The following is a 13,434-nucleotide window of genomic DNA, read 5'->3' as shown; positions in this document are numbered from 1 at the left end:
CTCCTTTTTATTTTGTAGAAATGATCTTGTAGATGATCTTCTTATCTGCTCTGCACTTTCATCCGATACTGATGCGGCGTAGTGCCTGTTGCTTTACGGAAAACTTTACAAAAATAAGATGGGCTGGACATGCCTACACGGTGGCCTATTTCCGGAACTGTGTGTGTGGTACTCGTGAGTAACACACAAGCATGACGAATACGTGTAGCCTGGGCGTAAGCAACAATGGTCGTGCCGGTAGCTTTTTTAAATATATGGGACAAATGATATGGCGAGATATGCAGTGTATCTGCGATATCCTCCAGACGAAACGGTTCATTGTAGTGCTCTTCAATCCACTGCATGACAGCCTCAGCGTGAGGATGGAGGGCGGGAAGACTCGTTGGAAGCGTAGCAGAGCTGGGATACTCCCTATCCTTCCAAAGGTAGCGAAGCTGTGCGAGCAGTCCAAGTAAAAAGAGTCGTGTATCCTCTTCTGCTTCATGTGGAAGCAACGTAGGCAGAATATCGGCAAATTGCTCAATCATCTGGACCAGTGGGGATGAAGCAGAAAGACGGATCGGTTGAAGCGGAGATGTATGTCCGAGAAGGTCCATTGTAAAACGATTGGATACGGCAAATTGCCGAGAGTGCGAGTTCAGCAGGTGCTGCTCATACATCAGGACACTGCGAATAAAGGGATTTGCTTTCGTGACTTGAATCTGGATCTGATGCAGCTGAAAAGGGCGGAATATCAACAGTGTACCTGGTTCAAGGGAGAATGCCTGACCCTCGGTTATTAGCTGTCCATATCCATCATGAATGTATGTTATCTCCATCTGTGAATGAGCGTGAAAAACCTCTCGGAACACAGTGGTGGAGGTTCGACGGCATGCCAGATTAAATTGATCCTCAGTGATGATGGGCATTAGGAATGCCTCCCCTTCAAGAGCGCAATATAGTTTCATTTTATCACAAGATGAACGCATAAAAGCGCTTTATTATTGTGTATTGTGAAGGGAATAAGGGAGGTATGCATTCATGTTAAAAGTAGCCATTATTGGAGCAGGCGCGATCAGTGCAGCGCATATTACAGCGTATTTGGCATTTTCTGAACGATGCCAGATCGTAGCTGTGGTGGATATGTACACGGAAAAAGCACAGAAACGAATTAACGAATACGGATTGAAAGGAGCGCAAGCTGTCACCGATTACCATGAATTGCTGGATCAAAACATTGATTTGGTTTCCGTCTGTACCCCTCCATATACCCACGCACCGATCACATGTGATTTTCTGCATGCTGGTACACATGTGTTGGTCGAAAAACCAATGGCTTCTTCTTTGCAAGAGGCGGATATGATGCTGGAAGCGGCCCAAGTGAGTGGTAAACTGCTATCAGTTGTGGCACAGAATCGTTTTAAGACACCGATGATGAAACTGAAAGAAGTGCTGGATAGCAAACTGATGGGGCCCGTTGTCCACGTACAGGTCGATTCGTTCTGGTGGCGGGGCCATAATTATTATGATCTGTGGTGGCGTGGCACATGGGAAAAAGAAGGCGGAGGATGTACTCTTAATCATGCGGTACACCATATTGATGCCATGCTTTGGATGATGGGTCCTCCGGTGGAATTGCAAGCCATGATGGCGAATACGGCGCATGATAATGCTGAAGTAGAGGATATTTCCATGGCGATGCTTCGTTTCCAAGAAGGAGCACTTGGCATGATCACCAGCTCCGTGGTACATCACGGAGAAGAGCAGCAGTTGATTTTTCAGGGTAAAGAGGCCAGGGTATCTGCGCCTTGGAAGGTTGTTGCTTCTACGGCACGAACGAATGGATTCCCAGAACCCAATCTAGATCTGGAACAACAGATTCAGAAACTTGCTGACGAATTACCGGATGTTATTCATGTGGGGCATGCTGGGCAAGTGGAAAATGTACTAAACGCCATTGAGACAGGATCACCACTTCTCGTGGATGGAAAGAGTGGACGAGATACACTGGAACTCATTGTAGGTATCTATAAATCGTCCAGTACAGGGGAGAAGGTTACTTTTCCACTAGAGGCGGAGGATGCTTTCTATACAAGGAAAGGGATTATGCAACATGCGGTGCATTTTTATGAAAAAAAGACAGCAGTGGAGAACTTCGAGGATGTGGATATTACGCTTGGGAGTAAGTTGGAGTCTTAGTTATATATATAACAAAAAAAGAGGCCAGTTCCACAGATATTGTGGGATCTAGCTTCTTTTTATTGAGAGTCCTATTTTATAAAACAAAATCAATACACCCGATGTTTCCATCCATTTAATTTTGCGATGGCTTCCAGATAATAATAATCTCCATAGATCAGGGAGACATCGATGAACGAATTGCCGCTGCCTGTGGCGTGCAGCAGAATCGATTCATGCTCTGGCTGATCCCAGACTGCATAGTTCTCTGTTAAGGAACGCAGAATTCGTTCGGCTGCATCGGCATAGAGGCGTTTCTCACTTTCAGGAACGGCGGCGGCGAGTTCCAGGAGACCGGATGCGGCGATTGATGCGGCAGAGCTGTCCCGGGATTGACCATCCAGGGTAGGAAGTCTGAAATCCCAGTAAGGTACATGATCCTCTGGCAGCGCAGCAATAAAGTAATGGGCGATTCGTTTTGCTGTGTTCAGGTAACGCTCATCCTGGGTATAACGATACGTATTAGCGAATCCATATAACCCCCATGAGGTACCACGACTCCAGGAGGATTCAGGAGCATATCCCTGTCCACCAAAACATTCAATATAATGACCATCCTCCGGGTCAAAGGAAAGGATGTGTTTAGTTGATCCGTCTTCACGAACACCATACTGCATGGTCGTCTCGGCGTGGTTAATGGCAATATGTTTGTAGCGGGGATCTCCCGTCACTTCTGAGGCCCAGAACAACAAAGAGATATTAAGCATGGAATCAATGATGGCCCAGCCATATTTGTCTCCATTCCACGCACGAATGAATTTGCCTACGGGATTATAGCGTCCTGCAAGGAAATTAGCTGCTTCCAGACCACGCCTGAGAGCATCCTCATCACCTGTTATTTTATGTTTGATTACAGCAGTAGAGAGAAACTGAAAGCCGACATCGTGATGAAGCTCTCCTGTTGGTCTTATAAACCATTGCTCCAAAGTTTCATCCCACGACCATGCCGCATCCCGGTAGCTTTCCTCTCCTGTCATATCGTACATAATCCACAGCATACCCGGCCAGAAACCTGAAACCCACCAATCGGTGTTGATGTTATCATACTTCCCATCATCGCCGGCAAAATGAGGACTTTTATCCCCAATGTTTTTTTTCATCTCCGGCAATTTATTTTCCAGCTTCTGCATGACTTCTTGCCAATATGTCTTAGTTACAGCGGATTCTGCCTTGGCCATGAGATAACCTCCTTAGGTTTAATTAAAAAATAAAGATAACGCTTTCCTATAAGAAGATTATATCTTTTTAAAAAACTTAAAAGTTATGTTAGGATATGAAGAAATGTTGCTCTGTTGTCATTGTGAAGAAGGGGGAACGAAAATGTTTGAGCGTGTGGACTTTCAGGGAAATACTTTGGTGTGGGATTATCAAATTAAGTCAGTGAACGATTTCAAAGGATACTATCATTGGCATCAATGTGGGGAAATCCTCTATGTCCATGAAGGGCAAGGCATTGTGGTTTTGAATAATCATACTTATCCCATTCGTAAAGGCATGCTCTTCTTTTTTCAGCCCTATCAGTTGCATCTCGTTTATGCCGAGGTACATCCAGATACCTCGTATGAAAGGAATATTTTCTATGTAGAGCCCATCGTAATGGACCGATATTTGGAAGCGTTTCCGCATCGCCGTGCTTTTTTTTCGAGGTTGTGGAAGGGGAGAAATCAACAGCAGGTTTTTGATCTGAGTTTATCTATGAATCAACTGGATTGGATATACGAAGGCTATGACCAGTCACGCAGTCGAGTTGGGGGAGAGTGGGAGGAATCGGTGCTGTTTTTGCTACAACTCTTGAATGTTTTGGATCAACAAACTGATGGGGAACAAGAGAGGCAACCACACTTGGTCGAATTACGTCAATTAAGACATGCGGAGAAGATGATGCATTGGATTGAAGAGCACTATATAGATGAAATCAGACTGGATCATATGGCGGACGATATCCACTTATCCAAGTCTTATGCTTCCCGTATCTTTCAGCAAGAAACAGGAAGCAGTATTACAGACTACGTCACAGCCCGAAGACTCAAGCAAGCTTATCTTTTGCTGGAGACGACAACTCTTTCCGTTGAAGAGGTGGGCAGACGGGCGGGATTCCCCAATGGATCTTATTTCATTCAATTATTTCGCAAGTCGGCGGGAACTACTCCGCTACAATATCGGCAGCATTTTGAACGCAGCAGCAGACATTAAATCACATGAGGATAACTGCTGGTGTTATTAAAAGTAGCATCAGTACAATATCGTGATGAAATTTAAAGTGTTATTTTAAAAACGCAATGTATCGAAAGTTAAGTGAAAATAAAGTTTTTCCTCAAAAATAGAATTACTTTCTATACTTTCCTCAAAAGTGCGTGCTACAGCCACTTATCGGCCCACCGTTCTACGGAGCTTAATGCGCGTCCCAGCTCTGTGCCTTTGCGGGATAACATATATTCTGTCCGAACAGGGCGTTCCGTAACCACATGACGCACGACAAGTCCCTCTTCCTCCAGTTCCTTCATTCGTTCATTAAGTACCCGTTTGCTTAGGTCCGGGATATAAGCGTGAATTTCACTGAATCGTTTGGGTTCTTCCATCAATGTATGAATAATGAGGGCTACCCATTTCCGGCCAATGATCTGATAAGACTGTTCCACCTTTTCGCATATTTGCTTGGCATTCTCATCATCGCTCATAATAGTACTCCTTTGATTTAGTTATGCTTATTATAGCATTAGTATACTAATTGTAACCTGAGTGTCCACAAGCCCTATGTGTAAAATGTCACATACCAATTGTTCTTAATGTTACCACATAAAGCGTTAACATTAAATAAAAACCCTATAAACACTGGTGTTCACAGGTTGGACACGATTGTTGACGAATTGTGACGACAGGTGTAAGATGGGTAACGTCAATTCAATTGGTTACAATTTATAACCTTGATTAAGGTTGTGGAGAGAAGGAATGTTCCATGTTTAATTCAGGTCAGATATACAAGCGGAGGTAAGGCGGGGAACTCCCCCACTAATTCCGTCTTTTGTCATGCTTGGATTTGAACATTTTGCATCATCATATACTATACTGCACAGATCACAGGAGGCACTCCAATGGACGCAATGACATTTGTCCTCTTCGGGGCAACAGGCGATTTAGCCAAACGTAAGATTTATCCTGCATTATATAATTTGTACATTGATTCAAAAATGCCGAAATCCTTCTCCGTTATCGGTCTTGGACGGCGTGAATTGTCGGATGCTGACTTCCAGGCGAATGTTGAAAAGTCACTGCATACCTTCTCCCGTCAAACACCGGAAGAAGAAGCTCAGGTTCGCGACTTCATTGGAGCTTTCCGTTATTGTTCTTTAAATAATACGAAGCTTGAAGATTACACCAAATTGCTGGAACTGGTTCAGAAACGTGAACAAGAGCTGAATATTCCTCAAAATCGCATGTTCTACATGTCGGTTGCACCGGAATTCTTTGAGCCAATCGCACTGAACATTCAAGAAAGCGGCTTGGGTAACACCAAAGGCTGGAAAAAACTTATCATTGAAAAACCATTCGGACACGATCTTCAATCTGCTCGTGAGCTGAATGAGAAACTCAGCAACACCTTTGCGGAAGAAGAAATTTACCGTATTGACCATTTCCTTGGTAAACCGATGGTTCAAAATATTGAAACTCTCACTTACGCGAATCCGGTTATTCAGGCTTTGTGGTCCAACCGTTACATTGCCAACGTACAGATTACGGCAAGTGAAACGGTTGGTGTTGAAGAACGTGCAGCGTATTATGACCAAAGCGGTGCCCTTCGTGACATGTTCCAAAACCATATGCTCCAGTTGCTGATGATGATTGGTTTGCATTTGCCAAAACGCTGCACACCGGAAGAAATTCAATTCAAAAAGCAGAAGATCGCTGAAGCTCTTCGTCCATTGACGAAAGAGAATATCGTTTCTGAAGTCGTTCGGGCCCAATATGGAGCAGGCGAACTGCAAGGTGCTTCTGTTGTTGGATATCTGGACGAGCCTGACATTCCAACTGGTTCTCAGAATGAGACTTATGTTGCCGCGAGACTGTGGATCGATGACCCATTCTGGAGTGAAGTTCCATTTTACATTCGTACAGGTAAACGCCTGGCTGAAAAATCAACCAGAATTGTTATTGAATTCAAGGCCCCACTGAAAACAGGTCATGAATCCGAAAATACAACAGAGCCTAACCTGCTGACGATTGAAATTGGCCCGAAAGAAAGCATCTCGCTTCAATTGAATGCGAAAAATCCACTCAACCAAGGTGAAGTGGAACCGATGCACATGAACTTCAACTCAGGTGAACGCAACATTCCAGAAGCTTATGAAAACCTGATCTATGACGCGATGCGTGGAGATTCTACATTCTTTGCTCACTGGAACGAAGTTGAACTGGCTTGGCAATGGGTACAGCCGATCTTGGAAGCATTCCAAGAGGGAAGTGTGCCACTCGATACGTACAGCGCAGGTTCGCAAGGTCCTGAATCAGCAGATCGTCTGATTGCAGAGAACGGCTACCGTTGGTGGTAAAAGTAGTGTAAGAGTAGCATCAGAGAAGAGAACACTACAATTCGTTCTGCTCGATAATTTACATTTTTTTATGAATTACACCGTTCCAATTTTGCATAAGTCCTTCCGGTAATACCCGGAAGGCCGCGAAAATTTTTGATATAGATTAGCGGTTCAATTCAAATCAGTTCATACAATTACGCGCGAGTAGTGAAGGGGACGAAATCGATTCTGAAGAAGCAGAGCGTTCACCTTTGTCTCCATACTTTAACCATTAACATTATTAATCAAGAAAATATGGAGACAACAGCGATCGAAGGAACGATTCGTAATCGGAACGGCTGCTGCGCCACTTGCTAAGTAATTCTTTTGAAATTGACCGTATAAAAAATTAGAAATGTTCATAACAGGAGGAACTAGCAATGAAACTTGGACTTATTGGATTAGGTAAAATGGGATTGAACCTGGGGAGAAACCTGATTGACCACAAACATGAAGTGGTTGCTTTTGACCTTAACGCTGAAGCTGTAAATGAAATGAAAGAATACGGTGCAACAGGCGTATCTTTTTATGCAGAAATGGTGGCTTCCCTTGAATCCCCACGTGTATTATGGATCATGGTTCCTCACAACGTGGTTGACGCTGTACTGGCTGAAGTAAGCCCACTGTTGTCCAAAGGCGACATCATCATCGAAGCGGGTAACTCGCACTACAAAGAATCCATCCGTCGTTATGAAGAAATGAAACCTAAAGGCATTCACTACATGGATGCTGGTACATCCGGCGGTATGGAAGGCGCACGTAATGGCGCTTGTTACATGATCGGTGGCGATCCTGAAGCTTGGGCAATCGTTGAGCCTGCATTCAAGGATACTTCCGTTGAAAATGGTTACCTGTATGCTGGTAAAGCAGGTAGCGGTCACTTCCTGAAAATGGTTCACAACGGTATCGAGTACGGTATGATGGCTTCCATCGGTGAAGGTTTCGACGTATTGGAGAAAAGCGGCTTCGATTTCGACTTCGAGCAAGTTGCTCGTGTATGGAACAACGGTTCCGTTATCCGTTCTTGGTTGATGGAATTGACAGAGCGTGCATTCTCCAAAGATGCTAACTTGGATGAAATCAAAGGCGTTATGCACTCTTCCGGTGAAGGACGTTGGACAGTTGAAACAGCATTTGACCTGCAAACAGCTACGCCAGTTATCGCATTGTCCCTGTTGATGCGTTACCGCTCCCTGGAAACAGACACGTTCACAGGTAAAGTTGTCGCAGCTTTGCGTAATGAATTTGGCGGTCACGCTGTAGAAAAAAATTAATTAATATATAACTGTTAACATATACGGATAATCGGGTAATGATGAGTATAGTTGTTTACAAAATTCATCAAGTGGAGGGAACATATCATGAAATTTTTCTTAGATACAGGTAATGTTGAAGAAATCAAACGGATCGAACGTCTTGGTCTGGTGGATGGAGTCACGACCAACCCGTCTTTGATTGCCAAAGAAGGTCGCGTATTTAAAGAAGTGATTCAGGAGATCTGTGGCGTTGTTAAAGGCCCGGTCAGTGCTGAAGTTATCGGACTCAAAGCCGAGGATATGTTGAAGGAAGCTTATGAAATTGCAGAGTGGGCACCGAATGTAGTGATTAAACTACCGATGACCGAAGATGGACTCTATGCTTGTCATGAACTGACGCAAAAAGGAATTAAAACAAATGTAACGCTGATCTTCTCTGCAGCACAGGGCCTGATGGCAGCGAAAGCTGGCGCAACGTACATCAGTCCATTTGTTGGTCGTCTGGATGATATTGCGGTGGATGGCATGAAGCTGATTCGCGATCTGCGTCTCATTCTGGATACGTATGATTTGCCTTCCGAAATTATTGCAGCAAGCATCCGTAATATCAAACATGTGGAGGATGCAGCCCTTTCCGGTGCGCATATCGCGACCATTCCGGGTTCGCTCTTGCCAACATTGTGGAAACACCCGCTGACAGACAGCGGCATTGAACGCTTCCTGAAAGATTGGGAGTCCGTTCCGAAATAATTAAATGTGGACAGGGATCTGATTCCTCAGAGCCATATTTCATTAATAAGCCTTTCGTCTAGCAGATAATCAAAATCTGCTGGCGGAAGGCTTTTTTAGTTGCAGAATGATGATATCCACGTACGAGCAGGTGCTGTCCTTCTTTTTCGGGACAACAGTGCATAAGGATAGTATATAGCCTATAGCTCATCCCGCAGGGGAGGGACGCCCGATGATGAGAAGACGATGGCGAAGCCGAAGACGCCGCAAGCCGCCAAGTGGCAGGCGCAAAATGTGGTTGATTATTTTATTGGTAACAGCATTTTGTTTGATGCAGGGTTTTGCCTATGTCGATAAGAAAATGAAACCACCCATCATGCATCTGGCCAAAATCAGAGTGAAGCAAATTGCAACGGAAGCGATCAACAAGGCGATAACAGCGCAGGTTTCTGAAGGGAAATCCACCGAAGGATTGATTGACTGGAAAACCGATACGGCTGGGAAAGTGTCCGGATTCATGCTGAACTATGACGAGCATATGCGGATCACCGCGAGTACGATGAACATCGTGCAATCCACTCTGCAGAACGTGCATATGTTAAAAGAAAAAATTCCGCTTGGGCAGGCGCTGGGCAGCCCGGTACTGGCATCCTTTGGTCCAAATATACCGGTTCGTATTGAGCCACAGGGAGCCGTCAAGGTGGATCTGAACACCCGTCAGCAGAACGCCGGTATAAACATGATTCTGGTTGAAGTGTACATTCACATCATTGCCGAAGTCGCGGTAGTGGTGCCCTTTGACATGGAACCTGAGACCGTTGATACGGAAATTCCGATATCTTACCTGTTGGTGGTCGGGGATGTGCCGATGTACTACTATGATAATCAGGGCAAGCCGGTGGGAAGCAACGGTAGCAATGCACCCGCCATTGCACTGCCATCGGGTCAGACGGGTGTTTCGAGTGGTCATGGAGGAGCACCGAATTCAAACTCTTCCAACCAGCAGCAGGCTCCGGCAAATGGTCTAAACGGAAATGGACTGGAGGTTGAGCCGGATTTGTCTGATCCGAATGGGGGATTGCAGCTTGACGTAGATGTAACCCACTAAATGAGTCGAAGCAAATATGGAATAAAAAAACGGGGCCTCTATGTGAGGTCCCGCTTTGCATTAATATTCATCTCAAACTCAATAGATATTTATCATCCATTGTTTCAACCTCATTTTGCTCATTTGCTTTTGGCTTTCTTCTGTTTACGTTCTTCCTGCTCCCAATGTTTCAGATTTGGGTAAGGGTCGAACGACCATTCATTCAGACCGCTATCCCGATAGATACCATAGTGCAGGTGAGGAGGAAACTTGCCTTGTGTACCTGGTTTTCCATACCCTGAACTGCCCACCCAGCCCAAAACCTGACCAGGGGTAACCACTTCGCCGATATGGGCGTTTTTGTCGAAACCGGATAGATGAGCGTAATAGTGGTAATGGTTGTTCAGATCACGAATACCGATACGCCAGCCGCCGAACGGATTCCAGCCTTTGATTTCCACGACACCGTAACAGGTGCTGCGCACAGGAAGGCCATGGGGTGCAAAAATATCCGTGCCTTCATGAATACGGTACCCGCCCCAGCTGCGTTTGGTCCCCCAGGTACTGCGGTACGAGTAGTTGGTTCCGAGAGGGACGGGAAAGGCGTGGCCAAAGAGATCAAGGCTGTCAAAATGCTCATATAATTTCGCGAATTGTTGAATGCGCTGTACCGCCCGGGAGTTATGATAATATTCCCACAGGGCGATGTTGAAGTCCTCCGGTTTGGTCCCATAATTCTGAATAATGGAAGCCATGCTGTAAAGTATATCCAGGTCATTATTGGCATCTGCAACACCATCACCAGAACCATCACGACCATATCCATTGAAAAAGACAATGGAACCCGGATGTTGATCCGTCTCATCCGGATTGAGCCAGCCTCTCCAGGCTGGGGAGGTCATGAATATACCGGTCAGCCGATCCGGATGTTTACGATCTTTCGGATGTGCACGCGAGATGGTTCGTTCGTATTGATCAATCGCTGCGAGCCTGTACCAGGGAATTTGGGTCATCTGACCAATGCTTTCATATAGATGTCGACGTGCAGCGAAAATGTCCGCTGGTTTTTGCTCTACAGCCTGAGGTTTGGAATCAGCGGCGGTGGGTTCACCGTAAACATCAACAGGCAAGAATGGGAGAAGCAGTGTGCCTGCAAGCAATGTTTTGATCCAAAAGGAATACGTTAACCGCGATGTAAAGCGATCTTGCACAGGGAAGCAGCCCCCTTTCCATTGAGATGATGCACATGGTACCCGGTGAACCAAGCTATAACCTAGCGTTCTTCAAAAGTCTTCATTTTATCCATGTAAGATATGAATGCACAAGATGTGACAAATGGGGGTTTTTCCAGCGCTTTCATGGTATAATATGTTCCGAGCAACAGCCTAACTTCAGTAGAAAGAAGGTTTATGCATTGGCTAAACGTGTTAAAGAACCGAAACCGGACTGGATTCGGATCAAATTGACAACCGGCGATAACTATCAGGAAATGAAAACGATGATGCGTTCCAAAACGCTGCATACAGTATGTGAGGAAGCACGGTGCCCAAATATTTACGAATGTTGGGCCAATCGGACGGCTACTTTTATGATTTTGGGCGACATTTGCACACGGGCATGCCGTTTTTGCGCGGTGAATACTGGCTTGCCAACGGAACTTGATTTGCAGGAACCAGAACGCGTGGCAGAAGCGGCAGAACAGATGAATCTGCAGCACTGCGTAATTACGAGCGTGGCGCGTGATGACCTGAAGGATGGAGGAGCGACAATCTTTGCAGAGACGGTGAAGGCCGTTCGTCGTCGTTTGCCTTTATGCAGCGTAGAAGTGCTGATTCCAGACTTTTTGGGTGACAGGGATTCCTTGCAGATTGTAATGGATGCCAAACCGGACATCTTGAATCATAACATTGAGACAGTAGAGCGGCTATCGGACAAAGTCCGTGCCAAGGCGAAATACAAGCGTTCACTCGAACTGCTTGCTCGTGCCAAGGAAATGCAGCCAAATATCCCAACGAAATCGAGTATCATGCTTGGTGTAGGTGAGGAATATCATGAAATTTTGCAAACGATGGATGATCTGCGCGCTGTGGATTGTGACATTATGACGATTGGTCAATACTTGCAGCCATCCGAGAAACATCTGTTTGTGGAGAAGTATTATCCGCCAGAGGAGTTCGCATCATTGAAGCAGGAAGGACTGAAGCGTGGATTCAGCCACGTGGAATCCGGACCTATGGTCCGCAGCTCCTACCATGCCCATGAACAAGTGAAATCTGCTGCGAAAAATAGTGAAAAGGCGGCATCTCACGCATGATGGAGGAGACAGGTTTGGAAGAAGAAAAAAGTTCAGAACAGATTCAGGAATCGGTTCAGGAGCCTGTGCAGGACAAACCTAAAGAACCGGTTATTGTACAAATCGGCGGAAAGAATTATGAAATTGTGCAGAACCACAAAGAAGGCTGGAATCCTGAAGTGTTCCGTGACCGTTACAGCGAAGTGCTGGAGCGGTACGATTACATTATTGGGGACTGGGGTTACAGCCAGTTGCGGTTGAAGGGTTTTTACCGGGACAACCATCCCAAAGCAACGAAGGATTCCACGATCTCTAGCATGGTGGACTACATCAATGAATATTGCAATTTTGGCTGTGCGTACTTTGTGCTTCAGAAGAGCAAAGATCAGCCTCAAGCCAAAGCAAAAAGCGGTTCCTGAGAAGGACCGCTTTTTTTTGTGCATGTATTTAGTCCAAAAAAGCTGTGCGAACCCTGTTCCAAAACGGATACGGCCGGAAACGGGCAAAGCTGACCTTGTGACGAGCCACTTGGCAGCGTACGGATATGAGATCTTCCACCATAACGTTGACGTGGTCAATGGTAAGCAACAACCGCTGATCCTTGCGTGAGAAGATATCACAGTGATGGTGCTTGGGCAAAATAACCGGTGAACCCAGCGTCCGATAGACACGGTTATTAATCGATGCAATCTCGGCGATCTGAATAGCCTCGATCGTTGGATGCACCATGGCGCCGCCAAGCGCCTTGTTGTATGCCGTACTGCCTGAAGGTGTTGATACACAGATACCGTCTCCCCGGAACATCTCAAACGTCACGTCATTAATGTCGACCTGAGCCACGACTGTTCCGTCTACACCTTTTAACGTAAATTCGTTCAGTGCGATATAAGAGGTATTGCCCGACTTTTTACGAATCTCCAGCTCCAGCAGCGGATACTCCACAATCCGGGGTTTGAGTCGTTCCGGGTCGCCTTTGCCGCTCATCAATCGAACCAGTTCCCGTAATTCTTCCTTCTTCCAATCGGCATAAAAGCCGAGATGGCCTGTATGAACCCCAACAAAAGCAATGTCCGGGATGCGGTCGATGAAATTGTGAAATGCTTGCAGCATCGTACCATCGCCTCCGATGGAGATGACAATCTCCGGCGATTCTGCATCCAGCTTAAACCCTTCCTCTTTGGCCAGCGCATGAAACTGCTGACTGAGATCAATCGATAACTGGTCTCCGCGGTCTTGAACATAGTATCTCAAGATGAAAGCTCCTTTGTGGTCATTATACTACCG

13 protein-coding genes are annotated in these 13,434 nt (G+C 45.7%); 8 read left to right on the top strand and 5 right to left on the bottom strand.

What is annotated here, in order from left to right; all coding sequences use genetic code 11:
- Positions 1-41 precede the first annotated feature (41 nt).
- Positions 42-908 (bottom strand): AraC family transcriptional regulator, encoded by an 867-nt coding sequence (locus tag RS891_RS26615; protein WP_315793637.1) that lies wholly within the window; start codon positions 906-908, stop codon positions 42-44.
- Positions 909-1,020: 112 nt separating this feature from the next.
- Here RS891_RS26615 and RS891_RS26610 point away from each other — a divergent pair, with 112 nt between their 5' ends.
- Positions 1,021-2,178, top strand: a complete 1,158-nt coding sequence (locus RS891_RS26610; RefSeq protein ID WP_315793636.1) for a Gfo/Idh/MocA family protein — start codon at positions 1,021-1,023, stop codon at positions 2,176-2,178.
- A gap of 89 nt (positions 2,179-2,267) precedes the next feature.
- Here the strand turns inward: RS891_RS26610 and RS891_RS26605 are convergent, their stop codons facing one another.
- Positions 2,268-3,395 carry a glycoside hydrolase family 88 protein gene (locus RS891_RS26605; RefSeq protein ID WP_315793635.1) on the bottom strand — a complete coding sequence of 376 codons (1,128 nt, stop codon included), beginning with the start codon at positions 3,393-3,395 and terminating at the stop codon, positions 2,268-2,270.
- A gap of 142 nt (positions 3,396-3,537) precedes the next feature.
- On the opposite strand from RS891_RS26605, the gene RS891_RS26600 reads away from it, so the two are divergent.
- Positions 3,538-4,410, top strand: coding sequence for an AraC family transcriptional regulator (locus RS891_RS26600; RefSeq protein ID WP_315793634.1), 873 nt, complete (start codon positions 3,538-3,540; stop codon positions 4,408-4,410).
- Between the two features lie 164 nt (positions 4,411-4,574).
- Here RS891_RS26600 and RS891_RS26595 read toward each other — a convergent pair whose 3' ends face one another.
- Positions 4,575-4,895 carry a winged helix-turn-helix transcriptional regulator gene (locus RS891_RS26595; RefSeq protein WP_063566151.1) on the bottom strand — a complete coding sequence of 107 codons (321 nt, stop codon included), beginning with the start codon at positions 4,893-4,895 and terminating at the stop codon, positions 4,575-4,577.
- A gap of 414 nt (positions 4,896-5,309) precedes the next feature.
- On the opposite strand from RS891_RS26595, the gene zwf reads away from it, so the two are divergent.
- From zwf to yunB, 4 genes are all read left to right on the top strand, one after another.
- Positions 5,310-6,764, top strand: coding sequence for a glucose-6-phosphate dehydrogenase (gene zwf, locus RS891_RS26590; protein ID WP_315793633.1), 1,455 nt, complete (start codon positions 5,310-5,312; stop codon positions 6,762-6,764).
- A 401-nt stretch (positions 6,765-7,165) separates the two neighbouring features.
- Positions 7,166-8,059: a phosphogluconate dehydrogenase (NAD(+)-dependent, decarboxylating) gene (gene gnd, locus RS891_RS26585; RefSeq protein WP_315793632.1), complete on the top strand. Its 894-nt coding sequence runs from the start codon at positions 7,166-7,168 to the stop codon at positions 8,057-8,059.
- An 87-nt stretch (positions 8,060-8,146) separates the two neighbouring features.
- A complete protein-coding gene (gene fsa, locus RS891_RS26580) occupies positions 8,147-8,791 on the top strand; it encodes a fructose-6-phosphate aldolase (protein ID WP_024632668.1) in 645 nt (214 codons plus the stop codon).
- A gap of 211 nt (positions 8,792-9,002) precedes the next feature.
- Positions 9,003-9,878 (top strand): sporulation protein YunB, encoded by an 876-nt coding sequence (yunB, locus tag RS891_RS26575; protein ID WP_113056020.1) that lies wholly within the window; start codon positions 9,003-9,005, stop codon positions 9,876-9,878.
- A 119-nt stretch (positions 9,879-9,997) separates the two neighbouring features.
- On the opposite strand, the gene RS891_RS26570 is transcribed toward yunB, so the two are convergent.
- Positions 9,998-11,068 (bottom strand): M23 family metallopeptidase, encoded by a 1,071-nt coding sequence (locus RS891_RS26570; RefSeq protein WP_113056019.1) that lies wholly within the window; start codon positions 11,066-11,068, stop codon positions 9,998-10,000.
- A 203-nt stretch (positions 11,069-11,271) separates the two neighbouring features.
- On the opposite strand from RS891_RS26570, the gene lipA reads away from it, so the two are divergent.
- The gene (gene lipA / locus RS891_RS26565) at positions 11,272-12,171 is read left to right on the top strand and encodes a lipoyl synthase (RefSeq protein WP_076290937.1); all 900 of its coding nucleotides are present in this window, start codon (positions 11,272-11,274) and stop codon (positions 12,169-12,171) included.
- Positions 12,168-12,569 carry a YutD family protein gene (locus tag RS891_RS26560; RefSeq protein ID WP_240343221.1) on the top strand — a complete coding sequence of 134 codons (402 nt, stop codon included), beginning with the start codon at positions 12,168-12,170 and terminating at the stop codon, positions 12,567-12,569. The genes lipA and RS891_RS26560 overlap by 4 nt, the downstream gene beginning before the upstream one ends.
- 28 nt (positions 12,570-12,597) lie before the next feature.
- On the opposite strand, the gene RS891_RS26555 is transcribed toward RS891_RS26560, so the two are convergent.
- Positions 12,598-13,401 carry an NAD kinase gene (locus RS891_RS26555; RefSeq protein ID WP_024634403.1) on the bottom strand — a complete coding sequence of 268 codons (804 nt, stop codon included), beginning with the start codon at positions 13,399-13,401 and terminating at the stop codon, positions 12,598-12,600.
- Between the last annotated feature and the right edge of the window lie 33 nt (positions 13,402-13,434).

Origin of the sequence: Paenibacillus sp. BIC5C1, from assembly GCF_032399705.1 — a bacterium.
Classification (GTDB): Bacteria; Bacillota; Bacilli; order Paenibacillales; family Paenibacillaceae; genus Paenibacillus; species Paenibacillus taichungensis_A.
This window is presented reverse-complemented; position numbering and strand designations above follow the sequence as displayed.

Excerpts from the sequence above, each read along its gene's own strand:
- RS891_RS26615 (WP_315793637.1), bottom strand. The coding sequence starts at position 908 with ATGCCCATCATCACTGAGGATCAATTTAATCTGGCATGCCGTCGAACC.
- RS891_RS26610 (WP_315793636.1), top strand. The coding sequence starts at position 1,021 with ATGTTAAAAGTAGCCATTATTGGAGCAGGCGCGATCAGTGCAGCGCAT.
- RS891_RS26605 (WP_315793635.1), bottom strand. The coding sequence starts at position 3,395 with ATGGCCAAGGCAGAATCCGCTGTAACTAAGACATATTGGCAAGAAGTC.
- RS891_RS26600 (WP_315793634.1), top strand. The coding sequence starts at position 3,538 with ATGTTTGAGCGTGTGGACTTTCAGGGAAATACTTTGGTGTGGGATTAT.
- RS891_RS26595 (WP_063566151.1), bottom strand. The coding sequence starts at position 4,895 with ATGAGCGATGATGAGAATGCCAAGCAAATATGCGAAAAGGTGGAACAG.
- zwf (WP_315793633.1), top strand. The coding sequence starts at position 5,310 with ATGGACGCAATGACATTTGTCCTCTTCGGGGCAACAGGCGATTTAGCC.
- gnd (WP_315793632.1), top strand. The coding sequence starts at position 7,166 with ATGAAACTTGGACTTATTGGATTAGGTAAAATGGGATTGAACCTGGGG.
- fsa (WP_024632668.1), top strand. The coding sequence starts at position 8,147 with ATGAAATTTTTCTTAGATACAGGTAATGTTGAAGAAATCAAACGGATC.
- yunB (WP_113056020.1), top strand. The coding sequence starts at position 9,003 with ATGATGAGAAGACGATGGCGAAGCCGAAGACGCCGCAAGCCGCCAAGT.
- RS891_RS26560 (WP_240343221.1), top strand. The coding sequence starts at position 12,168 with ATGATGGAGGAGACAGGTTTGGAAGAAGAAAAAAGTTCAGAACAGATT.